Annotated in this window: 19 protein-coding genes; 10 read left to right on the top strand and 9 right to left on the bottom strand. The window is 69.1% G+C overall.

The genetic code is table 11. The features are described 5' to 3' along the window. Window positions 1–15: 15 nt before the first annotated feature. Together ACJ8AT_RS20155 and ACJ8AT_RS20150 are read right to left on the bottom strand one after the other, a co-directional pair. Window positions 16–609: a TlpA family protein disulfide reductase gene (locus ACJ8AT_RS20155; RefSeq protein WP_407739395.1), complete on the bottom strand. Its 594-nt coding sequence runs from the start codon at window positions 607–609 to the stop codon at window positions 16–18. Beyond that, window positions 606–1,676 carry a CFI-box-CTERM domain-containing protein gene (locus ACJ8AT_RS20150; protein ID WP_407739394.1) on the bottom strand — a complete coding sequence of 357 codons (1,071 nt, stop codon included), beginning with the start codon at window positions 1,674–1,676 and terminating at the stop codon, window positions 606–608. The genes ACJ8AT_RS20155 and ACJ8AT_RS20150 overlap by 4 nt, the downstream gene beginning before the upstream one ends. Window positions 1,677–1,789: 113 nt before the next feature. Here ACJ8AT_RS20150 and ACJ8AT_RS20145 point away from each other — a divergent pair, with 113 nt between their 5' ends. The 3 genes from ACJ8AT_RS20145 to ACJ8AT_RS20135 all read left to right on the top strand — a co-directional run bounded on the left by ACJ8AT_RS20145 (window position 1,790) and on the right by ACJ8AT_RS20135 (window position 3,834). Then, window positions 1,790–2,092 carry a hypothetical protein gene (locus ACJ8AT_RS20145; protein WP_407739393.1) on the top strand — a complete coding sequence of 101 codons (303 nt, stop codon included), beginning with the start codon at window positions 1,790–1,792 and terminating at the stop codon, window positions 2,090–2,092. Window positions 2,093–2,185: 93 nt separating this feature from the next. Beyond that, entirely contained in the window at window positions 2,186–3,409 is a 1,224-nt protein-coding gene (locus ACJ8AT_RS20140) for a S1C family serine protease (RefSeq protein ID WP_407739392.1), read from the top strand. 143 nt (window positions 3,410–3,552) lie between these two features. Continuing rightward, window positions 3,553–3,834: a vegetative protein gene (locus ACJ8AT_RS20135; RefSeq protein ID WP_407739391.1), complete on the top strand. Its 282-nt coding sequence runs from the start codon at window positions 3,553–3,555 to the stop codon at window positions 3,832–3,834. 38 nt (window positions 3,835–3,872) lie between these two features. Here the strand turns inward: ACJ8AT_RS20135 and ACJ8AT_RS20130 are convergent, their stop codons facing one another. Beyond that, entirely contained in the window at window positions 3,873–4,607 is a 735-nt protein-coding gene (locus tag ACJ8AT_RS20130; RefSeq protein WP_407739390.1) for an RNA methyltransferase, read from the bottom strand. Between the two features lie 51 nt (window positions 4,608–4,658). Between ACJ8AT_RS20130 and ACJ8AT_RS20125 the strand changes: the two genes are divergently transcribed. From ACJ8AT_RS20125 to ACJ8AT_RS20110, 4 genes are all read left to right on the top strand, one after another. Next, complete coding sequence (locus ACJ8AT_RS20125; RefSeq protein ID WP_407739389.1) at window positions 4,659–5,243, top strand: hypothetical protein; 585 nt, start codon at window positions 4,659–4,661, stop codon at window positions 5,241–5,243. Between the two features lie 42 nt (window positions 5,244–5,285). Continuing rightward, complete coding sequence (locus ACJ8AT_RS20120) at window positions 5,286–6,242, top strand: phosphoribosylaminoimidazolesuccinocarboxamide synthase (protein WP_407739388.1); 957 nt, start codon at window positions 5,286–5,288, stop codon at window positions 6,240–6,242. A gap of 116 nt (window positions 6,243–6,358) precedes the next feature. Continuing rightward, window positions 6,359–9,937 (top strand): Ig-like domain-containing protein, encoded by a 3,579-nt coding sequence (locus tag ACJ8AT_RS20115; RefSeq protein WP_407739387.1) that lies wholly within the window; start codon window positions 6,359–6,361, stop codon window positions 9,935–9,937. Between the two features lie 130 nt (window positions 9,938–10,067). Beyond that, window positions 10,068–15,104, top strand: coding sequence for an Ig-like domain-containing protein (locus ACJ8AT_RS20110; protein ID WP_407739386.1), 5,037 nt, complete (start codon window positions 10,068–10,070; stop codon window positions 15,102–15,104). A gap of 66 nt (window positions 15,105–15,170) precedes the next feature. Here ACJ8AT_RS20110 and purB read toward each other — a convergent pair whose 3' ends face one another. The 6 genes from purB to ACJ8AT_RS20080 form a co-directional block, all read right to left on the bottom strand. Further along, the gene (purB, locus tag ACJ8AT_RS20105; protein WP_407739385.1) at window positions 15,171–16,484 is read right to left on the bottom strand and encodes an adenylosuccinate lyase; all 1,314 of its coding nucleotides are present in this window, start codon (window positions 16,482–16,484) and stop codon (window positions 15,171–15,173) included. Continuing rightward, window positions 16,481–17,419, bottom strand: coding sequence for an ABC transporter substrate-binding protein (locus ACJ8AT_RS20100; protein ID WP_407739384.1), 939 nt, complete (start codon window positions 17,417–17,419; stop codon window positions 16,481–16,483). The genes purB and ACJ8AT_RS20100 overlap by 4 nt, the downstream gene beginning before the upstream one ends. Continuing rightward, the gene (locus ACJ8AT_RS20095; protein ID WP_407739383.1) at window positions 17,416–19,581 is read right to left on the bottom strand and encodes a protein kinase domain-containing protein; all 2,166 of its coding nucleotides are present in this window, start codon (window positions 19,579–19,581) and stop codon (window positions 17,416–17,418) included. The genes ACJ8AT_RS20100 and ACJ8AT_RS20095 overlap by 4 nt, the downstream gene beginning before the upstream one ends. A gap of 95 nt (window positions 19,582–19,676) precedes the next feature. Beyond that, the gene (dut, locus tag ACJ8AT_RS20090; protein ID WP_407739382.1) at window positions 19,677–20,135 is read right to left on the bottom strand and encodes a dUTP diphosphatase; all 459 of its coding nucleotides are present in this window, start codon (window positions 20,133–20,135) and stop codon (window positions 19,677–19,679) included. Window positions 20,136–20,198: 63 nt separating this feature from the next. Beyond that, on the bottom strand, window positions 20,199–21,209 hold the full coding sequence (locus ACJ8AT_RS20085) for a M23 family metallopeptidase (RefSeq protein WP_407739381.1): 1,011 nt from the start codon (window positions 21,207–21,209) through the stop codon (window positions 20,199–20,201). 9 nt (window positions 21,210–21,218) lie between these two features. After that, window positions 21,219–22,019 carry a hypothetical protein gene (locus ACJ8AT_RS20080; RefSeq protein WP_407739380.1) on the bottom strand — a complete coding sequence of 267 codons (801 nt, stop codon included), beginning with the start codon at window positions 22,017–22,019 and terminating at the stop codon, window positions 21,219–21,221. 140 nt (window positions 22,020–22,159) lie between these two features. Between ACJ8AT_RS20080 and ACJ8AT_RS20075 the strand changes: the two genes are divergently transcribed. The 3 genes from ACJ8AT_RS20075 to ACJ8AT_RS20065 all read left to right on the top strand — a co-directional run bounded on the left by ACJ8AT_RS20075 (window position 22,160) and on the right by ACJ8AT_RS20065 (window position 26,032). Continuing rightward, on the top strand, window positions 22,160–23,539 hold the full coding sequence (locus tag ACJ8AT_RS20075) for a serine/threonine-protein kinase (protein ID WP_407739379.1): 1,380 nt from the start codon (window positions 22,160–22,162) through the stop codon (window positions 23,537–23,539). A gap of 123 nt (window positions 23,540–23,662) precedes the next feature. Further along, a complete protein-coding gene (locus ACJ8AT_RS20070) occupies window positions 23,663–25,042 on the top strand; it encodes a serine/threonine-protein kinase (RefSeq protein ID WP_407739378.1) in 1,380 nt (459 codons plus the stop codon). 39 nt (window positions 25,043–25,081) lie between these two features. Next, complete coding sequence (locus ACJ8AT_RS20065) at window positions 25,082–26,032, top strand: hypothetical protein (protein WP_407739377.1); 951 nt, start codon at window positions 25,082–25,084, stop codon at window positions 26,030–26,032. Window positions 26,033–26,076 lie beyond the last annotated feature (44 nt).

Below are 26,076 nucleotides of genomic sequence, written 5' to 3'. Positions count from 1 at the left end.
GCGCTCCTCAGCGCCTCACTGCTGCTTCAGCGCGCTCTCGATGCGGCGGCGGATGGAGGACTCGGGCATCATCCCGCGCACCGCGTCCGTCACCTTGCCGTTGCGATCCAGGAAATAGAGCGTGGGCAGCGCTTCGATCTGGAAGGCCCGCGCCATCTCGTCGTCGGCGTAGACCGCGTAGGGCGCCAGGTCCGGCAGGTTGCGCTTGACGAACTGATCCACCAGCTCTTCCTTCACGTCGTCGTCATCCCGGCTGGCCGCGACGAACACCAGCCCCTTGCCCTCGTACTCCTTGGCCAGCTTCACCAGCGAGGGCAGCTCCTCCTGGCACGGCGGGCACCACGTCGCCCAGAAGTCGAGCATCACCACCTTGCCCCGCAAGTCGCTCAGGGCCACGTTGCCCCCGCCGTAGCGCTTCATCTGGAACGAGGGCGTGGAAGCCCCCTCCGGCACCAGCTTCGAGCGGTGCGCCTCCATCACCCCGAGGTACACCAGCCCCGCAAGCCCGAACACCGCCGTGAGCACCAGCAGCGCCTTGGATGCGAAATCTCCCCCGCGCCGGGCCGGCGGCGGAGCTCCCTGGGGTGGTGTCGTCACCGGGTCCGTCACGTGTGTCCACTCCTCGTCAAGCCACGGTGCACCCGCGTCAACACGGCGCGCACTCCCGTCCTCACCCGCGGATGGTGCGCCACCCACCGCGCGAGCCCCGGACCATATCGATAGTAGCCACGAATGAACGCCCGTCCGAGCCCATGGCGGCGCAGCACGTCGTCCCGGAACGCACGGAAGGCCACCAGCTCGGACGCGCCCTCTCCGAAGGCCGCCGTCGCCAGGAAGCACGAGGCCGCCGGGCTGATCCACATCAGCCGGCCGTTGGTGATGTTCACCACCACCTTCAGCTCCCGCGCCTCCGTATAGAGGAAGGCCAGCAAGTCCCTGCGCGCCGCGGGGAACTCGGCGCCGCTGGCCTCCTCGAAGTCGATGCGCGCGCTGCTGGCGCCGCCCACCTCGTCCACCGTGAAGAGGTAGCGGTTGGAGCTGCGCTGCGCCTCCACCTCCAGCGCGCGCAGCTCACCGAAGTACGCCAGGAAGGGCGTGTTGCACGCCGGGCACACATAGCGGTGGTACGCGTGGCTCGTGGTGAACTCGAAGTCGCCGATCCGCTTGCACCCCGTGTTCGGGCACACGAGCTTCACCTTGACGTGCGGCGCCTCCCGCGGATCGTACCGGGACATGCCCGTGGCCTTGTCGAACACCGGTGGCGGCGCCGGCGCCTCCGTCACCAGGCTGCGCGTGGGGTGGGCCGAGCGCTCCAGCTCCAGCGCCTTGCGCCACGCCGTCTCCGCCTGCCCCAGCCGCCCATCCACCGTGTGGCAGAGCGCCTCGGCGTGCGCCTGGACCGCCGCCAGGATGCCGTGCGCCGCCGGGGGGACCTCGGGCAGCCACGTCACCGCGATGGCCTCGGCCAGCACCTTCTCCGCCTCGGGCAGCAGCGCCTCGGCGGCCTTGCGCGCCGGATCCTCCGCGCGCCGGTACAGCGGAGGCTCGGGGATGCGCGCGAACAGCGCCGAGGCGTCCGTCCTCAAGCGCTCCAGCGCCGCCGGCACCCCGTTGCGTTTCACGTCCATCTGCGCCGCACGCGACTGGGCGGCCTGCAAGAATTCTTCGGGCTGCAAGGCCGCGCACATTAGAGGCGCCCTGCCCCCCTGTCAGCGCCCTTTCCGCCCCGCGTTGGAAACTGGCTGCCTCCTCTCTTTCGGTGTACGAGAGGGTAGGAGGATGTAAACACATGGGTCTGCTGAAGTTCGTGGTGTGGACTGCGTGCGCGATCGGCCTGGGCGTCTTCCTGGCGAAGGGGGATGTCGAGGGGCGCTCGCCGTTGGATCACATGGAGCGAGCGTGGAAGCGCAACGTCCACCCCTCGCAGGTGGAGCGGGTGAAGGACGGGATGGACCGGGTGAAGGACGGGCTGGAGGACGTGCTGGACGAGGCCAAGGAGGCTGTCGGCCGGAAGACGGCCACGGCGCCACGCGAGCGCATCACCGCCGAGGATCGTGAGGCAGTGAACCGCCTCATTGCCCAGAAGAAGTAAGGGAGTTCTTCCCGCGGATTGTGCCCCGCTTCCTGTTCCCCTCCCCTCTCCTTAGCTTCGGATTGAGGTGGAGGGGTGGTGTGGAGGCGGTCCATGGCAAGGACGCAGGGCAGGGGCGTGCTGTTGGCGGCGGTGGCGTGCGCGCTGATGGTGGCGGGAGCCGCACGGGCGTCCGAGCCAGGGGCCGGGCGGGTATGGATCGAGGCGCGCAGCCAGGAGGTGCACCAGCAGCGCTCCACGCTCAGCCAGGTGGCGCGGGCGGCGATGCCCGCGGTGGTCTCCATCACCACCCGGCAGGTGAGCACGGACTCGCCCGAGGAGCAGAAGGGCATCGGCTCCGGCTTCATCATCCACCCGGATGGCTACATCCTCACCAGCAACCATGTCATCGAGGGCGCCGCGCAGGTGACGATCTCGGTGGACTCGCCGCGCGGCTACCGTGAGGACTTCCCCGCGCGGATCATCGGCCAGGACGAGCGCACCGACTGCGCGCTCCTGAAGATCGACACGGGCCGCCGGCTGCCGGCGCTGAAGCTCTCGTCGGCCTCGCGCGTGGAGGTGGCCGACTGGATCGTCGTCATTGGCAACCCGTTCGGGCTGGCGCACTCCGTCACGGTGGGCGTGGTCAGCTTCAAGGGCCGCACGGACGTGACGCCCAACGGGCGCAAGGGCGACTTCGACTATCTGCAGATGGACGCCTCCATCAACCCGGGCAACTCGGGCGGGCCGGTGCTGGATCTGCACGGGGGCGTGGTGGCCATCGCCAACGCGGTGAACGTGGCGGGCCAGGGCATCGGCTTCGCCGTCCCCATCGACATCGCCAAGTCCGTGCTTCCGCACCTCAAGGCCTACGGCCACGTGCGCCGGGGCTGGCTGGGCATCGAAGTGCAGGACTACTCGCCGTCCGTGGCCGCGAAGGTCGGCCTCTCGCACCCGGCCCGAGGTGTCGTCGTCACCGACGTGGCGGAGGACGGCCCCGCGGGACGAGCGGGCCTGCGCCAGGGGGATGTGATCGTCAGCATGGACGCCGAGCGCGTGGAGCGGGCGCACAAGATGCGCTGGCAGGTGGCCGCGCGAGGCGTGGGCCGTACCGTGGTGCTGCAGGTCCGCCGCGGGCAGCAGCCTCTGAAGATGCGGGTGAGGCTGGTGGAGCCGCCTCCCGAGGAGCCCGTGGCGCCCGCCGTGGCCGCCAGGAGCTCGCCTGCCCGTCAGCCCGCCAGCTCTCACCTGGAGCCAGCGCTCACCGGGCAGGATTGGGCCCAGCCGTCCCCCTCCTCGGCGCCCCTCCTGGCTCCGGACGCCGACCCGGCTCCCTGACAGCCGGGGGCCAGGGGTTGCCTCCTCGCTCGTCACCCGGCTTGCGTTCCCCTCGCGCGGGCGCTACACAGTGCGCCTTTTCTTTTCCGGGCGGCCCGCTGAGGCGACGCTCGGGATGGCACCGCAACAGAGAGGAACTCCCCATGGCTGAGGCCAAGAAGACCAATCCGCACAAGAGCTGGCCGCGCGTGGCCAAGGGCAGCGGCAAGAAGGCGTGCTCCGTCGAGGGCTGCAAGCGCCCCTACCGCGCCAAGAGCTACTGCTTCTTCCACTACAAGAAGTGGCGCCAGGGCGAGCTGCCCCACTCGCGCTACCGCACCTGCTCCAAGGCCGACTGCCGCACCAAGGTGCTCAAGGGCGGCCTGTGCGAGAAGCACTACAACGAGACCTACAAGAAGGAAGGGGCCGCGCCCGCGGCGGCCTAGCGCCGTCTCCGGCTCGTCTCACCGGGCGCCTCCCGCCTTCACGGAGCGGAGGCGCCCCGCTTCACTGCTCGTCCCAGGTGCTTGAAGGCCGTGAGCCACAGCTCCGCCTCGCGCTGGGTGAGCCGCGCTCGCAGCAACGTCCGCTCCAGCTCGTGCAGCACGTGCTCCGGCGCCTGCGGGTTGAGGAACTCCGCCGAGAGCAGCACCTCCTGCATCCGCTGGCTCAGGGCGTTCAGCGTGCCCATGCGCGCGCCCGGCTCGGGAGCCGCGGGCCCCGGCGCCTGGGCCCCCTCGCGGCCGCACAGGTAGAGGAGCACCGCCGCCGCCTGGGCCAGGTTCATGGACGGCTGCACCTCGCTGGTGGGGATGACGATCACGTCGGCGCAGTGGGCCAGCTCCTCATCAGACAGGCCGCGCTGTTCTCCCCCGAGCACCAGCGCCACCCTGCCCCGCGCGCTCTCCTGCGCCAGCCGTCGCACTGCCTCTTCTGGGGTAAGTGCCGCTCGCCCCTTGAGCTGGGTGCGAGAGGTGGTGCCAACCGCGTACACGCAGTCGGTGAGGGCCTCGGGCAAGTCCCTGGCCACGGCCATCCGGTCCAGCACGGCCTCGCCTTTGACGGCGAGCCGCTCGGCGCCTCGGAACGCATAGGTGACGGGGTCGGACAAGATGAGACGCGAGAAGCCAAAGTTGGCCATCACCCGAGCGACGGCCCCCAGGTTGTCTGGTGAGCGCGTCTGGTGGAGAACGACCGTGAGCTGCTCACCCAGACCCATGCCTCCGAGTTTATCTAGCTGCCCCGGGCGGTGATCGGTATATTCCGGCCGATGCGTCGCTGGGTTCCTGCTCTCCTGCTTTCCGTCGTCCTGACCGCCTGTGGCGGGACGGGCGCTCCCGCGCGCTCGTCGCTGAGCGCGCGTCAGGCGCTCACCAGCTCTCCGGAGGCGCTCGAGTTCGAGCCGGCCCCCACGCGGCAGGAGCTGTTCCGCGAGCTGGCCCGGCTGTCCGAGCAGGAGGAAGGCCAGGCCGCGCAAGCGCTGGTGCTGTTCCCCATCAGCCAGCACGGCGAGCTGGTGGCGGCGCCGGGCTTCGAGGCGCGGATGGACTTGCTCCAGGCGCCGGACGCGGGCGGTGTGCTGCAGCTCACGTTCGATGGGCGCACGGGTGAACACTGGCCCGAGGATCGCCGCGACAGCCTGCAGGGGCTCTCGGAGCGCGAGGCCGCCGAGCTGGTGGCGCGCACGCTGCTGACGCACTGGGGCATTCCGCAGACAGGGCCGGTGCAGGTGGACCGGGTGTCGGGCGCGCCGTACGCGGTGGCGTACGTGGACGGTATCCTGCGTATCAATCCGGCTTTCCTGTATCTGGCAGCGGCCTCAGGTCCCGCTTCCACCTCGGCGAGCGTTCAGTAGAGTCCGCGCCCTCCCGCACGTCCGCGGGGTTCGAGGCGCCTCGTGAACACGTCCGCTCTCTACGCGCAGCTCCCGAATACCCTGCGGCAGGTGAAGCTGCCGCTGCAGGGCACCCACTACCAGGGCAAGGTCCGCGACACGTATCGGCAGGGAGATCGCCTGATCCTGATCACCTCGGATCGGCTCTCCGCGTTTGATCACGTGCTGACCACCATTCCGTTCAAGGGGGAGGTGCTCAACCGGCTGGCGACGTTCTGGTTCGAGCGCACCCGGCACGTGGTGCCCAACCACGTGCTGGAGGTGCCGGATCCGAACGTGACGGTGGCGCGGGCGTGCGAGCCGTTCGCGATCGAGATGGTGGTGCGCGGCTACCTGACGGGCAGCCTGTGGCGCGACTACGAGAAGGGCACGCACACGGCCTACGGGCTGCCCTTCCCCGCCGGGCTGCGCAAGGACGAGGTGTTCCCCGAGCCCATCATCACGCCCTCCACGAAGGCGCAGTACGGCAAGCACGACGAGCCCATCTCCGAGGCGGAGCTCCTGGCGCGAGGGCTGGCGAGCCCCAGGGACTGGGCGCGGCTGACGGAGGCGGCGAAGGCGCTGTTCGCCGAGGGCCAGAAGTGGGCGCGCACGCGCGGCTTGATCCTGGTGGATACGAAGTACGAGTTCGGCAAGGTGGGTGATGACCTCTATGTCATCGACGAGATCCACACACCGGACTCCAGCCGGTACTGGGTGGCGGACGAGTACGAGGAGCGCTTCAAGAAGGGCGAGGACCAGCGGATGCTGGACAAGGAGAACATCCGCCAGTGGCTCATCCGCGAGCGGAACTTCTCGGGCCACGGCACGCCGCCGCAGATCCCGAACGACGTGCGCGTGGACCTGGCAACCAAGTACCTCACGGCCTACGAGCGGATTACGGGCACGGAGCTGAAGCTGGAGCCGGGCGACGTGCACGAGCGCATCGAGAAGAACCTGCGCGCGGCTGGGTACCTGTAAGCACAGCCGGAATGTAACAATCGGCCCCTTGTGCCGATGTCGCTTCATTCAGTTCTCAAATAGCCTGCCCCTGCGGGAGCTTGTTGGCTCAGACTTGAAGCCACATATGCCCTGCCATGGTCTCCCCAGCCTGGCAGCCCTCTCCTCGTTTTCAGCTCTCGGCGTTGCTCGCCGCCGGCTACCTGCTCTTCACCGCGTGCAGCGAGCCCTCGGGCCCGCGGCTCACCCCGTATGCCGTCCTCGGTGAGGACGTCAGCGCGGGAGCGACGCGCCTCCAGGTGACGGACTCCACGGACCTGGACGATCCGGCCTTTGGGCCGCTGCGCAGGGGGGACCTGCTCTCCATCAACAGCGCGGGCCTCTCCGAGCTCACCGTTGTCCGCCACATTGACGGCAACACGATCCAACTGGGCTCCGGCGGACTGCGGCACGGCTACACGAAGGCGGGGAACACCCAGGTGGTGCGCCTGCCGCGGCTCAGCAGCCTCGACCCCGCTGGCAGGGGCTCGGTGGTCGCCTCCGCCACCGCGACACCTCCTGCCTCCACGGTCTCCGCCATGTCCGAGAAGGAGACGGACCTGGTGCTCTCCCTCACCGAGTCGGCGGATCCCTCGCCGAACGACAGCCCTCTGACGTACACGCTCCATGTCTCCAACGAGGGCACCGATCCTGCCGACAAAGTCCGGTTCGAGTTCGGGCTGCCCGTGCACGCCACCTTCGTGAGCGTCAGCGCGGCGACTTGGAAATGCTCGCTGCCCGAGCCGGACCTGGTCGCCTGCACCCTTCCCAGACTGGAGCCGGGCACCGCTCCGGATATCACCATCGTGGTCATGCCCACGATCGACGATGGGATGCTCAACGCGTTCGCGGACGTGTTCTCGGACACGGGTGACCCCGTGGAGATCAACAACTACGTCCAGGAAGAGACGACGATCACTTTCCGCAACCTGCCTCCCGTGAACACGGTGCCGGGCGCGCAGAGCACGCGGGAGGACACCGCCCTGCTCTTCTCCTCGGCCGGTGGCAACGCGCTCTCTGTGGCGGACTCCGACGCGGGAGGCGAGCCGGTCCAGGTGACCCTCACCAGCACCCACGGCACGCTCACCCTGGGCGCCACCACGGGCCTGACGTTCTCCGTGGGCGACGGCATGGCGGATGCCTCGATGACTTTCACCGGCACCCTGGACGCCATCAACGCGGCGCTCGAGGGCCTGCGCTTCGCGCCCGATGGCAACTACAACGGCAGCGCGAGCCTGACTCTCACCACGAATGACCTGGGCCACTCCGGCGCCGGCGGTCCCCTGACCGATACCGATACCGTGCCCATCACCGTCACCCCCGTGAACGATCCGCCCTCGGCCGTGGATGACACGGCCCAGGTGACGCAGGGCTCGACGGAGAACTCCATCGACGTGCTGGCCAATGACACCTCCGCCCCCGAAACCGAAGAGACCCTCACCGTCTCTGGCGTGACGCAGGGCAATCACAACGGAACAGTGACCATCACGGACGGAGGCACCCGGATCCACTACACGCCCGCTCCGGGCTTCTCCGGCACCGAGACCTTCACCTACACCCTCAGCGACGGCAACGGCGGCACGGACTCCGCCACCGTCACCGTCACCGTCACTCCTCTGCCTCCTCCGACTCCGACGCCGACTACGACGCCCCCTCCGACGCCCACCCCGGTCGACGTCACGCCTACTCCAGTGGACTCCATTCCCACGCCGGTCGACATCAACGGGCAGCGAGTCGTGGGCGGTGGCTGTAGCGCCTCGGGCGACGGGGGTCTGCCGAGCGCCTTCTGGATGCTCCTGGCACTCGTGGGGCTCTGCCTCGTGGGACGCCCGAAGGTTCGGGCCTCCGGTCCGCGAGGTGCTCGCGCGCTGGTGGTGCTCGGAGCCGTAGCGGTGCTGGCAGCCTCTGGGGCCGCGCGGGCGCAGAGCTCCTCGGCCATCGACGTGCAGCAGTTCAAGCCCGGCCCCGGCAAAGCGGATGTCCTGGGCCTGGAGGGACCGGGCGTGCCCGGACACCTGAGCTGGAACACCGGGCTCTATCTCCAGTACGCCCATGATCCGCTGGTCGTCGTCAACCCGCGCAACAATTCGCTGATCCAGCACCTGGTGAAGAATCAGGTGGGCTTTGACTGGGTGGGCGCCATCGGCCTGGGCGAGCGCTTCGAGCTGGGCGCGTCGATTCCCATCAGTCTCCAGCGCGGCGAGTTCGACACGCAGTCCGCGGCCCCCCTGCAGCAGACGTGGAAGGGCGGCCTGGGAGACCTGCGGCTGATCCCCAAGGTGCTGCTGCTGGAAGGCGAGAGCCTGCGCCTGGGGTTCGCGGCGCCAGTGGTGCTTCCCACCGGAGGCAGCACGGCCCTGCGCAGCGAGAAGGGCGTTGGAATGCAGCCCCGCCTCGCCGCGGACTACACCTTCGACGGCGGTACCCGGCTGCTGGCCAACGTGGGCGTCAACCTGCGCAGCCGCCAGGAGCTGCTCAACCTCTCGGTGGGCAATGAGCTGAGCTACGGCCTGGGCGCCGCCATTCCGTTTCAACTCCGGGGCCATCCGATGGTGGGGCTTGCATCGGTGGCGGGGGCCTTCGGCCTGGGAGCCACGGGCGGAACGAACGAGGAGGAGATCCCGCTGGAGTTGCAGGCCGGGCTCCAGCTCCCCTTCAGCCAGAGCATGCTGGGCACCCTGGGAGTGGGCCGAGGCCTCACGCTCGGCTACGGCATGCCCGTCTTCCGAGTCTTCACCGGCGTCACCTGGGGCGCGGTGCAGGAGCCCCGCTCCCACGCGAGGGACTCGGACAACGATGGCCTGCCCGACGTGGCGGACCAGTGTCCCAACGAGCCGGAGGACAAGGATGGCTTCCAGGACGAGGACGGCTGCCCCGACCTGGACAATGATCAGGACGGCATCGCCGACGTGGCGGACAAGTGCCCCAACGATCCGGAAGACAAGGATGGCTTCCAGGACGAGGACGGCTGCCCAGACCCGGATAATGATCACGATGGCATCGCCGATGCCGAGGATCAGTGCCCGAACCAGCCAGAGGACAAGGACGGCTTCCAGGACGAGGACGGCTGCCCGGACCCGGACAATGATCAGGACGGCATTGCCGACGCGGCGGACAAGTGCCCCAACCAGCCCGAGGACAAGGACGGCTTCCAGGACGAGGACGGCTGCCCAGACCCGGACAACGACCATGACGGCATCGCCGACACGGAGGATCAGTGCCCGAACGAGCCCGAGGTCATCAACGGCGTGGATGACTCGGACGGCTGCCCGGACATCGGCGAGAGCAAGGTCCAGCTCGAGGCCAACAAGATCGTGATCCGCGAGAAGGTCTACTTCGCCACGAACAAGGACATCGTCCTGGCGCGCTCCTTCCCGCTGCTGCAGCAGGTGGCCTCGCTGCTCCGGGCCAATCCGGAGATCAAGAAGGTGCGCATCGAGGGCCACACCGATAGCCGCGCCGATGACGCCTTCAACCTGGATCTGTCCCAGCGGCGCGCGGGCAACGTGCGCAAGTATCTGGTGGAGCAAGCGAACATCGCTCCCGAGCGCCTGGACGCCGTGGGCTTTGGAGAGACGCGCCCGGTGGACACCAACTTGACCGCCGCGGGCCGCGAGAACAACCGCCGCGTCGAGTTCATCATTGTCGAGCAGGAAGGGGTGAAGCCGGCTCCGTGAATCCCGAGCAGATGGGTGCGGGCCCAACTTTCGGTGCAGACAACTTCTGGAGGAACAGCCTGGGGTGTGCGCACCTGACTGGTAGCGCTGGCCCTTGTGGGCGAAGCCACAACCGTTGCATATCCGACGTATGGCCTCCCCACCCAGGCTGTCCTCTCCCCGCGTCCGGCTACCGGCGCTGCTCGCTGCCTGCTGCGCGCTCTTCACCGCCTGCAGCGAGCCCCTGCCGGAGGCTCCCCCTCTCACGAGCCAGAAGCCGTCTCTGGCCGGAGTGGACGGCGACCTCACGGTCACCGAGGTGGGCCGGGCGCTCAATCAATATGCCATCCTCGGTGAGGACGTCAGCGCGGGGGCCACCAGCCTGGTGGTGACGGCCGCCACGGATCTGAATGCTTCGGACTTCGGCCCCCTGAGCAGTGGCGATCTGCTCTTCATCATCCAGATGCAGGGGGCGTCCATCGACATCTCGGACAGCCCGGACTACGGCACCGTCACCAACCTCAACGGCACGGGCCTCTACGAGTTCGCCGTCGTCCGCCAAGTCGTAGGCAACACGATCCATCTGGCCTGCAGTGGGCTGAAGAACAGCTACACGAAGGCAGGACAGACCCAGGTGGTCCGAGTGCCCCAGTTCCGCAGCCTCACCATTGCCGAAGGGGCCTTGGTGGTGCCCGTCCCCTGGACTGGGCAACGGGGTGGCATCGTGGTGCTCCACGTCGATGGCACCACCACCCTCTCCGGGGACATTGACGTCAGCGAGGATGGCTTTCGCGGCGGCCTGCGCCACGACTCCTCGAATATCTCCAGCAACCAGATCACCCTCTACCGCACGAGCGACGCCCAGCTCGGCGCCGCGAAGGGCGAGAGCATCGCGGGGTATGCGTCCGCCTACGCGGGCCTGGGCGGAGGCTACGGCCGTGGCGCCCCAGCCAATGGCGGTGGCGGTGGTAACAGCCACAACGCGGGTGGCGGCGGCGGCGCCAATGGCAACAACAGCCATGCCTGGCACGGGCAGGGAGTGATGCGCGACTCCGTCACCGGGGCCCAGGCCTGGCAGCTCGATCCGGCCTACCTGGCCAACGGCATGCTGACGGACGAGTCCGGAGGCGGCCGCGGCGGTTACAGCTACTCCTCTCTGGACGAGGACGCGTTCAGCAAGGGCCCGGGCGAGACCTACTGGGGCGGTAACTTCCGCGCGGAGGTCGGCGGGCTGGGCGGGCGTCCGCTGGACAATGATCCTGCCTCGCGTCTCTTCATGGGCGGGGGTGGAGGCGCGGGCGATGGCAACAACAGCGCGGCCGGCTCGGGAGGCACTGGCGGCGGCATTGTCTACCTCATCTCCACCAACGTGAGCGGCACCGGCCGCATCCGCGCCAACGGCGGACCTGGCCAGCAGGCGCTGCTCTCCAACAATGATGCGCCCGGCGGTGGAGCCGCTGGCGGCACCGTCATCGTCCTCAGCAGCAACCTCTCGGGCATCTCCGTGGAGGCCAATGGAGGCACCGGCGGCAACCAGAACATCGGCCTGAACGAGGCCGAGGGTCCTGGCGGCGGCGGCGGCGGCGGTTACATCGCGCTGAGCGGAGGCACCGTGACGGCGTCCGCCAACGGCGGAGCCTCAGGCACCACGACCTCGCCCTCGCTGTCCGAGTTCCCCGTCAACGGCGCCACCTTCGGTGCCGACGGCCAGGTGCTCAGCACGCCCGCCCTCCCCCTGCCGTGGCTGTCGTGCGCTCCGATCAATCTGGCCATCACCATCACCGACGGGCAGTCCTCCGCCCACCCGGATGCGACGGTCCGTTACACCGTGACCGTCACCAACTCCGGGCCTTCCACCGCGACGAATGCTCCCGTCTCCGTGCCGGTGCCCGCGGACACCTCGGGTGCCACGTGGACATGCGCGGCTTCGGCGGGCGCTTCCTGCCAGACGGCCGGCGGCTCGGGAGCCATCGCCACGAGCGTCACGGTGCCCCCAGGGGGCAAGGCCACCTTCACGCTGGAGGTGCACGTGAGCCCCACGTCCACGGGTCCCCTGGTCGCGACAGCCACCGTCTCCGAGCCAGCCCCACTGCTCGACGGCAACCCGGCGAACAACTCCGCCACGGACACCGACACCGTCGTGCCGGAGGCGGACCTCGGCGTCACCCTCACCGAGTCGGCGGATCCCGCGCCGAACGACCGGCCGCTGACGTACACCGTCCATATCTCCAACGACGGTCCCAACGCGGCGGCCAACGTCGAGGTCTCGTTCGGGCTCCCCTTGGATGCCACCTTCCTTAGCGCCAGCGGCGCAGGCTGGAACTGCTCGCAGCCCACGTCGGACTCCGTCCTCTGCACCCGTCCGAGCGTCGCCAACGGCGGCGCCCCGGATATCTCCATCGTGGTCATGCCCACCATCGCGAGTGGGACGCTCAACGTCTTCGCGGAGGTGTTCTCGGACACGCCGGACCCGTCGGAGAACAACAACTCCGCCCAGGAGGAGACAACGATCGCTGCCCCCAACGAGCCGCCTGTGAATACGGTTCCGGGCGCGCAGAGCACGCCGGAGGACACCGCCCTGCTCTTCTCCTCGGCCGGTGGCAACGCGCTCTCCGCCGCCGATCCCGACGCGGGAAGCGAGCTCGTCCAGGTGACCCTCACCAGCACCCACGGCACGCTCACCCTGGGCGCCACCTCGGGGCTGACGTTCTCCTCGGGCGACGGCACGGCGGATGCCTCGATGACTTTCACCGGCACGCTGGCCGCTATCAACGCGGCGCTCGAGGGCCTGCGCTTCGCGCCTGATGGCAACTACAACGGCAGCGCGAGCCTCACCCTCACCACGAATGACCTGGGCCACTCCGGCGCTGGCGGCCCCCTGACCGATACCGATACCGTGCCCATCACCGTCACCCCCGTGAACGATCCGCCCTCGGCCGTGGATGACACGGCCACGGTGACGGAGGGCACGACGGAGAACCCCATCGACGTGCTGGCCAATGACACCTCCGCGCCCGACAGTGGCGAGACCCTCACCGTCACCGGCGTGACGCAAGGCGATCAGGGCGGGACCGTGGCTGTCACGGATGGAGGCACCCGCATCCACTACACGCCCGCTCCGGGTTTCTCCGGCACCGAGACCTTCACCTACACCCTCAGCGACGGCAACGGTGGCACGGACTCCGCCACCGTCACCGTCACCGTCACCAAGCTCCCCGAACCCCCCGAGCCCATCGAGCGCCGGGTGGTAGGTGGCGGCTGCAGCACCTCGGGCTCCGGGAGTCCGCCGAGCGCGTTCTGGATGCTCCTGGCGCTCGTGGGACTCACCCGCGTGGGGCGCCAGGGCGCTCGGACGTCCGGGCCGCGAGGGGCCCGCGCCGTGCTGGCCCTCGGAGTCGTAGCGGTGCTGGCCGCCTCCGGGCCCGCGCAGGCGCAGAGCTCCTCGGCCATCGACGTGCAGCAGTTCAAGCCTGCCCCTGGCAAGGCGGATGTCCTGGGCCTGGAGGGACCGGGCGTGCCCGGACACCTGAGCTGGAGCACCGGGCTCTATCTCCAGTACGCCCATGATCCGCTGGTCATCATCAACCCTCGCAATGAAGCCCTGCTCCAGCACCTGGTGAAGAACCAAGTGGGCTTCGATCTGGTGGGAGCCATCGGCCTGGGCGAGCGCTTCGAGCTGGGCGCGTCGATTCCCATCAGCCTCCAGCACGGCGAGTTCAACGAGCAGGCCTCGGGCTCCCTGGAGCAGACGTGGAAGGGCGGCCTGGGAGACCTGCGGCTGATCCCCAAGGTGCTGCTGCTGGAAGGCGAGAGCCTGCGCCTGGGGCTTGCGGCGCCGGTGGTGCTTCCCACCGGAGGCAGCACGGCCCTGCGCGGCGAGAAGGGCGTCGGAGTGCAACCGCGCCTCGCCACGGACTACACCTTCGACGGCGGTACCCGGCTGCTGGCCAACGTGGGCGTCAACCTGCGCAGCCGCCAGGAGCTGCTCAACCTCTCGGTGGGCAATGAGCTGAGCTATGGCCTGGGCGCCGCCATTCCTTTCCAGGTGCAGGGTCATCCGCTCATAGGGCTCGCATCGGTGGCGGGGGCCTTCGGTCTGGGAGCCACGGGCGGAACGAACGAGGAGGAGATCCCCCTGGAGCTACAGGCCGGGCTCCAGTACCCCTTCAGCAAGAGCATGGTGGCCACGCTGGGGGCGGGCCGAGGCCTCACGCTCGGCTACGGCATGCCCGTCTTCCGAGTCTTCACCGGCGTCACCTGGACCGCGGAGGAGCAGACCCATTCCCGCCCGAGGGACTCGGACAACGATGGCGTGCCAGACGTGGCGGACAAGTGCCCTGACCAACCCGAGGACCGGGATGGATTCCAGGACGAGGACGGTTGTCCCGACCCGGACAATGATCAGGACGGCATCGCCGACGTGGCGGACAAGTGCCCCAACCAGCCCGAGGACAAGGACGGCTTCCAGGACGAGGACGGCTGCCCAGACCCGGACAACGACCACGACGGCATCGCTGACACGGTGGACAAGTGCCCCAATGAGCCGGAGGACAAGGACGGCTTCCAGGACGAGGACGGCTGCCCGGACCCGGACAATGATCAGGACGGCATTGCCGACGCTGCGGACAAGTGCCCCAACCAGCCGGAGGACAAGGACGGCTTCCAGGACGAGGACGGCTGCCCAGACCCGGACAACGACCACGACGGCATCCCTGACGCGGAGGACCAGTGTCCCCTCGAGCCCGAGGTCATCAACGGCGTGGATGACTCGGACGGCTGTCCGGACATCGGCGAGAGCAAGGTCCAGCTCACGGCCACCAAGATCGTCATCCGTGAGAAGGTGTACTTCGCCACCAACAAGGACGTGGTCCTGGCGCGCTCCTTCCCGCTGCTGCAGCAGGTGGCCTCGCTGCTCCGGGCCAATCCGGAGATCAAGAAGGTGCGCATCGAGGGCCACACCGATAGCCGCGCCGATGACGCCTTCAACCTGGATCTGTCTCAGCGGCGCGCGGGCAACGTGCGCAAGTACCTGGTGGAGCAAGCGAACATCGCTCCCGAGCGCCTGGACGCCGTGGGCTTCGGAGAGACGCGCCCGGTGGACACCAACTTGACCGCCGCGGGCCGCGAGAACAACCGCCGCGTCGAGTTCATCATCGTCGAGCAGGAGGGCGTGACGCCGGCTCCATAAGCCCTGGGGAGACTGTCACGGCGTCCAGCGTATCTGGGCGCCGTGACGGCGAGGCTCGACCCGGGCCTACTCGCTGCGCCCGAACACGCGGCGGAAGATGTCGTCCACGTGCCGCGTGTGGTAGCCCGTGGAGAAGCAGTCGTTGATCTCCTCAGGCGTCATCATCTTCAGCAGGTCCGCGTCCTTGAGCAGCGACTCCCGGAAGCCCACGCCCTCCTCGTACATCTTCATCGCGTTGCGCTGAACGATGACGTAGGCGGCCTGCCGATCCATCCCCTTGCGCGCCAGCTCCAGGAGAATCCGCTGTGAGTTCACCACCCCGCCCAGCAGCTCCACGTTCTTCGCCATCTGCTCGGGGTAGACGCGCAGGTTCTCCATCAGCCCCGCGAAGCGGTGCAGCATGAAGTCCGCCAGGATGGTGGCGTCCGGACCGATGACGCGCTCCACGGAGGAGTGGGAGATGTCCCGCTCGTGCCACAGCGCCACATCCTCCAGCGCGCTCACCGCGTAGCCGCGCAGCAGCCGCGCCAGCCCCGTCAGGTTCTCCGAGAGGATGGGGTTGCGCTTGTGCGGCATGGCGCTCGAGCCCTTCTGGCCCGGGGTGAAGGGCTCCTCCGCCTCGCGCACCTCCGTGCGCTGCAGGTGGCGGATCTCCACCGCGAACTTCTCGATGCTCGCTCCCAGCAGCGCCAGCGCCGAGAAGAACTCCGCGTGCCTGTCTCTCTGGATGATCTGGCTGGAGGCCGGCTCCGCGTGCAGCCCCAGCTTGCGGCACACGTGCTCCTCCACCGAGGGCGGCAGGTGCGCGAACGTCCCCACCGCGCCGGAGATCATCCCCACCGCGATGGCCTCCCGTGCGTGCTCCAGCCGGGCCCGGCCGCGGCTCAGCTCGTCGTACCAGATGGCCAGCTTGTGCCCGAAGGTGATGGGCTCGGCGTGGATGCCGTGGCTGCGCCCCATCATCACCGTGTTCTTGTGCTCGAAGGCGCGCTTCTCCACCGCCGCCATCGCCCGCGTCAGCCCCTGGAGGATCAGATCCAGCGCGTCGCGCATCGTGAGCCCTAGCGACGTGTCCAGCACGTCCGAGGACGTCATCCCCAGGTGCAGCCAGCGGGCGCTCGGGCCAATGCGCTCCTCCATGAAGGTGAGGAACGCGATCACGTCATGCTTGGTGGTGCGCTCGATCTCCTCGATGCGCGCGGCATCCTGCGGCGTGAAGTCCCCGGCGCGCGCCCGGCAGTCCTCCAGCGCCTCCTTGGGGGCCAGCCCCGCCTCGGCCATGCCCTCCAGCGCGGCGAGCTCCACATCCCGCCAGCGGCGGTAGCGAGCGACGTCGGACCAGAGCGAGGCCATCTCCTGTCGGCTGTAGCGTGGGATCACTCGAAGACCTTCACGGGAAAGTCCCGCTTGGCCGCGTACCGGAGCAATTCCATCGCGACGTCGCAGGAGGAGCTCAGCTTCCGGGTGGCGGTGAGGCTGATGGCCAGATCCATGCCCTCCGGCTGCGCCACCGCCAGCGCTCCGGGGTCCACCTTCTCGTGGACGATGCGGTTGGCGAGCCGTCCCGCCTGCTGCCCGATGGACGTGGGGCTCGGAGCGAGCGAGAGCGTGGCGCCCTCCTTCACCTGGCTGGGAGTCAGCCCCACCAGGGGGATCTTCTGCGCGGTGGAGAAGGCGATGAGCGCCTGGACCACGGCGGTGTTGGCCACCGTCTTGTCCGCCACCATCAGCAGCGCGTCCACCTTGTTCGCGGAGCGCTCGAGCACCTTCTCCACCTTGCCCTGCCCGTCCACCTCCAGCGGGACGATGGTCAACCCCACCGAGCTGGCCGCCGCCTGCGCCGTCTGCACCTGCTTGGCCGAGAAGCGCGGATCATGCAGGATCCCCACCCGCGTCGCCTTGGGCACCATCGCCTTGAGCGCTCCCAGCTCCGGCGTGTAGTCGCTCGTCAGCGCGATGCCGGTGACGTTGGGCCCCTCCAGGCCATACTTCTCGAAGTAGGGCACCATGACGAAGAGGACGGGGATGTCCTCGCCCAACGAGCGGCGCGCGGCGTTGGCCGCCAGCGGCCCGATTGCCAGCACCAGGGCCGGCTTCTGCATCGCCACCGCCTTGAAGACACGCGCGGCGGTGGCGGGGCTCTCGTCGAGCACCACCTCCTGCACATCGGCGTCGGCCTCGGCGCGGAAGCCCGCGATCACGGACGCGTACGGCGCGAGCGCCGAGGACTTCACCGCCACCACCTTCGGGCGCGCCTGGGCGGAGGCCACCACTGGCAGCAGCGCAAGCAGGAGGATGGCCCGAGCGCTCCTCACGGCTGCACCTCCGCGCAGCAGCGGAAGCCCACGTCCGGCTTCTGCTCCGTGGGGATGCCGTTGATCCGAGCCGAGCAGCGCACCGCATAGCGGCCCCGGTCGAAGGCCCCACCCTTCTGGGTCTTGTTCTCGCTGCTGCCCTCGAAGGGCGAGGCCGTCCACTCCGCCACGTTGCCGGAGAGATCCGCGACCTGGTAGGCCGAGCGGCACTGCTGGAAGCGGCCGGCTGGGACCAGCGCTCGAACCTGCCCCGAGCCATCGTCGGCATTGCAGCGGCTCGCATCGAAGGTGTTCCCGTAGGGGAAGCGCGCGTTGCCCGGCCCCTTGCACGCCTTCTCCCACTCCTGCTCCGTGCACAGCCGCTTGTGCGCGTCGTTGCAAGCCTGCACCGCCTCCGTCCAGCTCACGTTGACTCGAGGATTCACCCCGGCCTTGTTGGGGTACTCGTACTCATCGACGCAGAAGGAGCCCACCTCGACGCTCTGCAGCGGGTGCTCATCCGACAGCTTGTCCGAGTCGCTCGGATCCGCGCCCAACTTGAAGGTCCCTCCGCTCACCAGCTTCATCCCGGAAGGACAGCGGATCGCGGGAGCCATCGGATCCACCTCCGCGGACTCCGGGGGTGTCGTGAGCGGCCCTGGCCCTGGGCTGGGCGGCTCCACGGGCAGGGTTCCTCCCTGAGTGCCCGTCCGCAGCCGCTTGAGCAGCAGATAGCCACCGGCCGAACCCACCACCAGCCCGGCGATCGTCAGCAGCACCAGCCAGATGACCGGCATGGGCCGCTTCTCCACCTTCTTCCCGGAGCGGGAAGCAGCGACTCCAGGCTTCGGAGGCTGCCGAGGCGCGGGGGCCGCGAGCCCGGGCGCCCGGGGAGAATTCGCGGCCGGTGCCGGTGACGAAGAGGAGGACGGCTCTCCCGCCGAGCTCTTCCCGGAGCGCCCCTCCGCCGCGGGACGGGAATCGGGAGGCTTGCCTGTCCCATCCGGCTTCGCGGCGGGCACGGGCGGAGCCGCCATGATGGCCTCCAGCATCGCCGCATCCATTGGCTGGGTGGCGTCGACGGGCGCTTCCTCCTTCGCGGGCGGACGTGCCACCACCGGCGGCGAGACACTGGCGATGGGGAGCTGATCCGTGGGCACCGGCGGCGGGGGCTTCTCCGCGTTGCGCGCAGTGGAGGCCAGCGCCGAGTTCCCCAGGGACGGCATCGTCCGGGACGGGCGCTTCAGCGCCGCCGGGCCCTTCGCTGCGATGGCGGAGAACTCGGCGGCGAACTCGCCGGCGGTCTTGGGCCGCGCCAGCGGATTGGCGTTGAGCGCGCGCCGGTAGAGGGCCTCGAACGCGGGCGGCAGGTCCGGGTTCTTCATCAACAGCTGGGGGATGCCGTCCGCGTCCGGCATCAGCCCGGTGAGCATCTCGCCGACGATGACCGCGAGCGAGTAGATGTCCATGCGCGCGTCGATCTCGCCGCCGGACACATACTCGGGGGCGATGTAGGCCTCGGCGCGGTAGCCCTTCTGGGCCTGGACGAAGGGCGGACGAGGGATGCCCAGCGCGAGCCCATAGTCCGTTACCTTGAGCACGTCCGGCAGGACGATGACGTTCTCCGGCTTGAGGTCCGAGTGCGGCCCATACCGGTGCGCGGCATCAAGCGCGGCCCCGAGCTGGGTCAGCAGCGGCTCCACCTCCCGGAGGGTGAAGGGCTGCCCCTTGGCGCCCCGCATCTCCATCATCCGGCGCAGCGTCATGCCCTCGATGAGCTGCGCGGTGAAGTACGGCCGGTCCTGATCAAAGCCCTCCTCGTACACGCGGGACAGGTACGGGTGGTTGAGCTTCTTGCCCACCTTCAGCACCAGCGAGAACTGGGTGCGCTCCTCGGGCTCCTGGAGGAGCCGGGGGTTGATGACCTTGAGGGCGACCTCGACGTCATGCGTCGTGTCGAGGGCTCGGAAGACGTAGCCCACGGGCCCGGCGCCGACGAGCTCCCGGATGGTGAAGCGCTTGGCCAGGGTGTCCCCCGCCTTGTAGGGGGCTCCCTCGACGCCTCCCCGCTTGCGCGCGGACGCACCCGCCGCCTGCCGGGCCGCCGCGTCGAACTTCTGGCCGCAGGTCGGACAGGTATCGGTCGTATCAGGGACGTGGCTGCCGCAGCGGTAGCAGAGCACGGGGGAGGGACTCCAGCTCCTTCAGGGGCCTGGGGAGGGCGGCCCATACCTTCCTTATCCTGCTCTCTCCCAGGGCAGCAAGGAACGAGCCCATGTCATCTTCCAGTCGAGCCGAACCCACCCTCCCCCCGCGAGGTGGCGTCCAGGACGGCGACCTCCTGGATCTCGGCCGTGGTGACGGGCGCCACCACGAGCTGGGCCACCCGGTCCCCCCGACGCAGGGTGAAGGGTTCCTGGGAGAGGTTCACCAGGATGACGTGCACCTCGCCCCGGTAGTCCGCGTCAAGGGTGCCCGGCGCGTTGAGCAGGGTGACGCCGTGCTTGAGCGCCAGCCCGGAGCGGGGGCGCACCTGGCCCTCGTAGCCGGCAGGCAGCGCGAGGGCGAGTCCGGTGGGGACGGCCAGGCGCTCCAGGGGCCGCAGCGTCCGCTCTCCTTCGATGTCGGCTCGCAAGTCCATCCCGGCGGCCTGGGCCGTCTCGTAGCGAGGCAGCGGCAGCGGATCCGGCTGGTCAGGTCGCACACGGCGGACCTGGAGGGTCAGGCGAGCAGACATGGCCGCCGGGAGTAGCACGCACCCTCGCCTTCGTCAGCAGCGATATGCCGGCCTTGATCCTCCTCAGAGGTGAGAGTCGCTGGCCACGGCGTGCGGGCCGGCGTGGAAGCGCAGCGGATCCACGGGCTGCGAGGACAGCTCGAGCTGGTAGTGGACGTGCGGCCCCGTGGAGCGGCCCGTGTTGCCCGAGTGGGCGATGATCTCGCCCCGCTTCACGTGCTGGCCCACCTTCACCAGCAGCTCCGAGTTGTGGCAGTAGGCCGTCGACACGCCTCGGCCGTGGTCGATGATGAGCACCCGGCCGTTCACCGAGTCCTCGCTCGCCCGGCGCACGATGCCGTCGTCCACCACGTGGACCTCGGTGCCCTGAGGCACGCTGAGGTCCACGCCCGTGTGCATCTTCCGAGTGCCCAGCGTGGGGTGGATGCGGTAGCCGAAGGGGCTCGTGATGGGCGTGCTCTCCGGAACGGGCCATGCCAGCCCGAACGCCGTGGTGAGCGCGAGCGCCTGGGCCGCCGCCACCGTCGCGTCCTCGAAGCCGGGCGGGAGCTGTCGAGAGATCCGCTCCAGCGTGAGCGCACCGCCCTCGGCCGACACCCGATCCAGGGCATAGCGCGCGGGGATGCGCCCCGCGAACACGGCGGTGAGGCGGGCCTCCTCGCTCGGGAAGTCTCCCGAGAGGGCCTCCAGGAGCTTGCGCGCGGCGACGGGCCCCTGGGCCTCATCCAGCAGCGCCTCGGAGGACACGCCCAGCTCGGCGGCCAGCGCCAGCGCGGGCCTCTGCGCCTTCGGCTGGAGCCCCCTCAACGCGAGGTGGGTGCCATAGGCGAGCGGACCCACCTCGGCGATCGGACGCACGAGCGGTGACTCCGGCACGAGCGCGGAGGTAGTCACCCCCGAGCTGCTCACCCCATCGTAGTAGGCCAGCAGCGGGCGAGCGGTGCTCCGGGTGTGGAAGGCCCAGGCGGCGCCTCGCCGCACCAGCGCTCCGGCGGGAGTGTGGTGGTAGGCCGTCCAGAGACACAGGGCGGCCATGAGGAAGTCGAGCAGGCCGCGTGCGTTGCGAGAGAACACGGGGCCACCTCAGCGCAGGAAGGAGAGGAGGGGCGAGGCATCCAGCACCGCGGCGATCGCCAGGGGCACCGCCAGCGCCGAGCCCACCAGCCCATACGAGAGCGCCTGCAGCCGGTTGTGGACGTTCTCCTGCGAGGCGGTGTCCGCGTGCTGCAGGTTGCGCAGCACCGCGCGCCACCCCAGCGTCACGAGGATCCCCACCAGCGCCCCCAGCGCCAGGCCCCGCGCCGCCGCGTCCGCCGCCCGCTCTCCCAGCAGCTCGCGCCAGGAGAGGTACACCGAGCCCTGGAGGAGCCGCGCCACCGCGCACGCCCCCGCGAGCACCACGCCCGCCGTGGCCAGCGGGCGCGTCCAGCGAACCGTGGTGGGCTTGCGCAGCGAGCGAAGGAAGAGCTGGCGCCAGGTGGGGCGCGTGTCCTGCGCGAGGTACTTGCGCCAGGGCTCTGCCTCCGGGGAGGCCCTGGACTCGCGATAGCCGAGCGCCGGCAAGGCCAGCACCAGGTCCACGGACAGCTCCCACGACAGGGCCAGCACCCGGGCGATGAAGGTGCGCCGCTCCAGCGAGATGAGATCCACCAGCCCCTCGGAGAAGCTGTAGGCCCCCACGAGCCGGTCGAACGTGGCATCCGCCATGTCCACCAGCGACAGGAGCCGGTCATCGAGCGTGTCCGCCGCGGCATGGACTCCCACGGCGATGAGGGCCAGCAGTCCCAGCGGCATGAAGGCCCAGCGGAACCCTCCGATGAAGCGCGAGAGCCCCGAGAGCGGGCCGGAGGGCTTGGCGGGAGGCGTCAGGGGGGACAGGGACACGGAGGCTCCGGGGACGTGCTCGCGCCTTCAACGCGCGAGCCAGCCGGACGATCTTTCCCCGTTCTGCTGGCTACTCGACAGTTGATTCGCCCCGGAGGGCGATCGCCGTCACAGGCGCACCCGTCCCTACAATGACAACCATGGAAGAGACCTCCAGCTCGTCATTCTGGGCCTCGGATGGCGCTCCTCGCCTGTCGAGAGAAGAGCGGGCCGCGTGGAGAACCGGTCCTGGCTCGCTCGCGGGCGAATACATGCTCCAGACGGTCATCGGCGTGGGAGGCCACGGCGCCGTGTATCAGGCCGAGCACCGCATCCTCGGGCAGCGCGTCGCGCTGAAGGTGTTGCACTCCCACCTGAACGACAAGGAAGAGATGCTGCATCGCTTCGTGCGCGAGGCGCAGCTCATCAACCGGATCCGCCACCCCAACATCGTGGACATCTATGACTTCGGCGTGCTGCCGGACGGCAGCCCCTACTACGTCATGGAGCTGCTGCCCTCGCGGACGCTGAGTGATCTCCTGGTGCAGCGTGGCCGGCTCTCTCCCGAGCGCGCGCTGGAGTTCATGAAGCCGATCTGCGCCGCGCTGGAGGCCGCTCACCGGGCCGGCGTGGTGCACCGCGATCTCAAGGCCAGCAACGTGGCCATCGTCTCCGAGGCGCAATCCCCCGTCGTGAAGCTGCTGGACTTCGGCATCGCCAAGATCCTCCACCCCGAGCCCGGCGAGCCCGGCCTCACCACGGACGGCGAGCGCCTGGGCACTCCCCACGCCATGTCGCCCGAGCAGATCCGCGGCGGCCTCATTGGCCCCGCCACGGACATCTACTCGCTGGGGATCCTGCTCTACCGGATGCTGACCGGTGAGCACCCCTTCCATTCACCGAACCCGCTCGAGGTGGAGCAGATGCACCTGGAGGCTCCTCCGCCTCGGGCGAGCGCCCGCGCTCCGGTGTCTCCCGCCGTGGATGCCGTGGTGCTGCGCTGCCTGGAAAAACAAGCGGACCGGCGCTTCCCGAGCGTCTCGGCGGTCCTCGCGGCGCTTCAGGAGGCGGTGGCGCCACCCACCTCCGAACAGGCCGCCTCCGAGAGCCGGAGCGCTCGCGCCTTCGTCATCCATGCGGAGGGAGTGCTGGCTCCGGGAGACGAGGACGATGCGGCCTACACCACCGTCTCCGAGATGCTCGACGCGCTGGAGCAGGAATTGCGCGACGCGGGCTTCATCCTGGCCGAGCAGACAGGCATGGCCCTGCTGGGCGTGCGGCTGCTCGACGACCCTCCCCCGTTGAAGCCTTCCCTGCTGCTGGAGGTGGCCCGTGAGCTCCATCAGCATGCGCAGCAGCGGGTGGCCAACTCACGCGTGAGCGTCCACCTCTGTGCCCACATGGGTCAGGTGGAGGCACGGCAAAGCCCTGATGGCCTCGAGGTCACCGGAGGCCCCTTGGCTGACACCACAGGCTGGCTCGTGCGCGATGCCAGCGGGTTTGCCATCACACCCGACGCCCAGCGTGCCTGCGATTGCTGAAGCAGCGCTTGGAAACACAAGGTGTCCAAGAGGACCGCCTGCTCCTGTGATGGCTAGTCGACAACCAGCCCTCCCCACGGGGCCATCGCGGGTAGCTGCCTGCACATTCGTACAATGGCAGCCATGCCAGACACGTTGAGCACTCGCTTCATGCAACCGGGCGGCACCCCGCTCCTGTCGAGGGAGCAGCGGCCTGCTTGGAAGCCAGGCCCCGGCTCGCTCGCAGGTGAATACGTGCTGCAGGCCGTGCTCGGAGCGGGAGGCCATGGCACCGTCTATGAGGCCGAGCACCGCATCCTCGGGAGGCGCGCCGCGCTGAAAGTGTTGCACTCCCACCTGAGCAACAAGGGAGAGATGCTGCAGCGCTTTGTCCGCGAGGCCCAGGTGGTGAACCAGATCCGCCACCCCAACATCGTGAACATCTATGACTTTGGCCTGCTGCCAGACGGAAGCCCTTACTACGTCATGGAGCTGCTGCCCTCGCGGACGCTGGGCCACCTGCTGCAGGAGCGTGGACGGCTCGCGCCTGATCGCGCGCTGGAGTTCCTGGAGCCAGTCTGTACCGCGCTCGAGGCGGCTCATCGGGCCGGTGTGGTGCACCGCGATCTCAAGGCCAGCAATGTGGCCATCGTCTCCGAAGCGCTGCCGCCCCAAGTGAAGTTGCTGGACTTTGGCATCGCCAAGATCCTTCACCCCGAGCCCGGCGAGCCCGGACTCACCACGGATGGCGAGCGCCTGGGCACCCCCCACGCCATGGCTCCCGAGCAGATCCGTGGCGGCGTCATCGGTCCCGGCACGGACATCTACGCGCTCGGAGTCTTGCTTTACCGGATGCTGACGGGCCAACACCCCTTCCAGTCGGAGAACCGGCTCGAGGTCGAGCGAATGCATCTGGAGGATCCGCCACCTCGGCCGAGCGCCCGCGCTCCCGTGTCTCCCGCCGTGGATGCCGTGGTGCTGCGCTGTCTGGAGAAGGAGGCGCACCGGCGCTTCCCGACCGTCGCCGCTGTCGTCTCCGCGCTCCGAGAGGCCGTGACCTCCACTCCTGCCGAGCAGGCCTCCGCTGACAACCGGAGCGCGCGCGCCTTCGTCATCCATGCGGAGGGAGTGCTGGTCCCGGGAGACGAGGATGATGCGGCGTACACCACCGTCTCCGAGGTGCTCGACGCGCTGGAGCAGGAGCTGCGCGATGCGGGCTTCATCCTGGCAGAGCAGATGGGCATGGCCTTGCTGGGCGTGCGGCTGCTGGATGCGCCCCCGGCCTTGAAGCCCGCCGCGTTGCTGGCCGCCGCCCGCGGGTTCCACCAGCGGGCTCAGACGCGAGCCGCGGGCTCACGCGTGAGCGTCCACCTCTGTGTCCACGTGGGCCAGGTGGAGGCACGGCAGGGACCGGACAGCGTCGAGATCACCGGAGGCCCCCTGGCGGACACCGCGGGCTGGGTCGTACGCGATGCCAGCGGGTTCGCCACCACGCCCGAGGCCCGGCGCGTCTGCGCCTCCTGAGCACACTTCACCAAACACTCATCCCCCCGGAGGTTGTTCATGGCAAGGTATTCCTCGTGCATTCACCGGTCGCTGTTGGACCGGCAGACCTGCTTGCGTGTGCTGCCGGCGGTCCTGCTCGCGCTCCTGGCAGGTGGCTGCGGGGATCCCTCCCTGGAAGAGCCGGACGCCCCTCAGGAGCTGGCGAGCCAGGCCTCTGAGTTGAGAGAGGGCAATGGCCTGGGCTCCAACGGCCTGGGCTCCAACGGCCTGGGCTCCAACGGCCTGGGCTCCAATGGCCTGAGCCTGAGCACTTTGAACAGCGCTTCGTTCGTCGACTGGTTCAACCAGGATCCCGCCCTGGCGGATATGGTCATGTCGTACGTCACGGCGTGTGCCGTCTCCCATGGCTCCAGCCTCACCTGGACCAACCCCGTGACGAACACCACGCATAAATGGAATGGCAACCTGGGCCTGACGCCCGGCTGGGCAGGCGGCGCTCCCGCCACCGAGCTCGAGCAGCAGCTCATCACGGCCTGCCTCGCGGCTCACACCAACAAGTATGGCGTCAAGGTGAACATCTCCATCCAGGGGCTGAAGGCCAATAACTCTCCGATTCCCGTGGGGTGGGGCGAGTTCAGCATCTTCGCCCAGAAGGAGGCCTGCTTCTTCGGCAACCTCTTCCAGAATGAAGGCATCTTCGCGGGCAATGACTCATACCTGCTCAGCACGCAGAGCAGCGTCCGGGCCTGCGGGCTGGAGGTTGCGGGCGCTGGGGATCAGTGTGCGCCCATCCACCACGTGAGCAACTGCTCGGCGCTCTGCACCCCCGACTACGCACATAATTACTTCCAGACCTGCTACTACAACGGGAAGTCCTATCGGGCGTTGACCACTCGGATCAAGAAGTCGGATGTCTATGTCTGCGGCGACGGCGTCTGCCAGATCAGCGAGTCCTGCGGAACGGGCTTCACCCCGAACAACTGCAGGGATTGCGGCCCTTGCCCCTGAAGTTCTCCCCCACCTGGGCAGAATGGGCAGACTGATGGCAAACT

Origin of the sequence: Hyalangium sp., assembly GCF_045802625.1 — a bacterium.
Taxonomy (GTDB): domain Bacteria; phylum Myxococcota; class Myxococcia; order Myxococcales; family Myxococcaceae; genus Hyalangium.
The sequence above is the reverse complement of the archived record's forward strand: the minus strand, read 5'-3'. Positions and strand labels throughout refer to the sequence as shown.

Excerpts from the sequence above, each read along its gene's own strand:
- ACJ8AT_RS20145 (WP_407739393.1), top strand. The coding sequence starts at position 1,790 with ATGGGTCTGCTGAAGTTCGTGGTGTGGACTGCGTGCGCGATCGGCCTG.
- ACJ8AT_RS20140 (WP_407739392.1), top strand. The coding sequence starts at position 2,186 with ATGGCAAGGACGCAGGGCAGGGGCGTGCTGTTGGCGGCGGTGGCGTGC.
- ACJ8AT_RS20135 (WP_407739391.1), top strand. The coding sequence starts at position 3,553 with ATGGCTGAGGCCAAGAAGACCAATCCGCACAAGAGCTGGCCGCGCGTG.
- ACJ8AT_RS20130 (WP_407739390.1), bottom strand. The coding sequence starts at position 4,607 with ATGGGTCTGGGTGAGCAGCTCACGGTCGTTCTCCACCAGACGCGCTCA.
- ACJ8AT_RS20125 (WP_407739389.1), top strand. The coding sequence starts at position 4,659 with ATGCGTCGCTGGGTTCCTGCTCTCCTGCTTTCCGTCGTCCTGACCGCC.
- ACJ8AT_RS20115 (WP_407739387.1), top strand. The coding sequence starts at position 6,359 with ATGGTCTCCCCAGCCTGGCAGCCCTCTCCTCGTTTTCAGCTCTCGGCG.
- ACJ8AT_RS20110 (WP_407739386.1), top strand. The coding sequence starts at position 10,068 with ATGGCCTCCCCACCCAGGCTGTCCTCTCCCCGCGTCCGGCTACCGGCG.
- dut (WP_407739382.1), bottom strand. The coding sequence starts at position 20,135 with ATGTCTGCTCGCCTGACCCTCCAGGTCCGCCGTGTGCGACCTGACCAG.
- ACJ8AT_RS20075 (WP_407739379.1), top strand. The coding sequence starts at position 22,160 with ATGGAAGAGACCTCCAGCTCGTCATTCTGGGCCTCGGATGGCGCTCCT.
- ACJ8AT_RS20070 (WP_407739378.1), top strand. The coding sequence starts at position 23,663 with ATGCCAGACACGTTGAGCACTCGCTTCATGCAACCGGGCGGCACCCCG.
- ACJ8AT_RS20065 (WP_407739377.1), top strand. The coding sequence starts at position 25,082 with ATGGCAAGGTATTCCTCGTGCATTCACCGGTCGCTGTTGGACCGGCAG.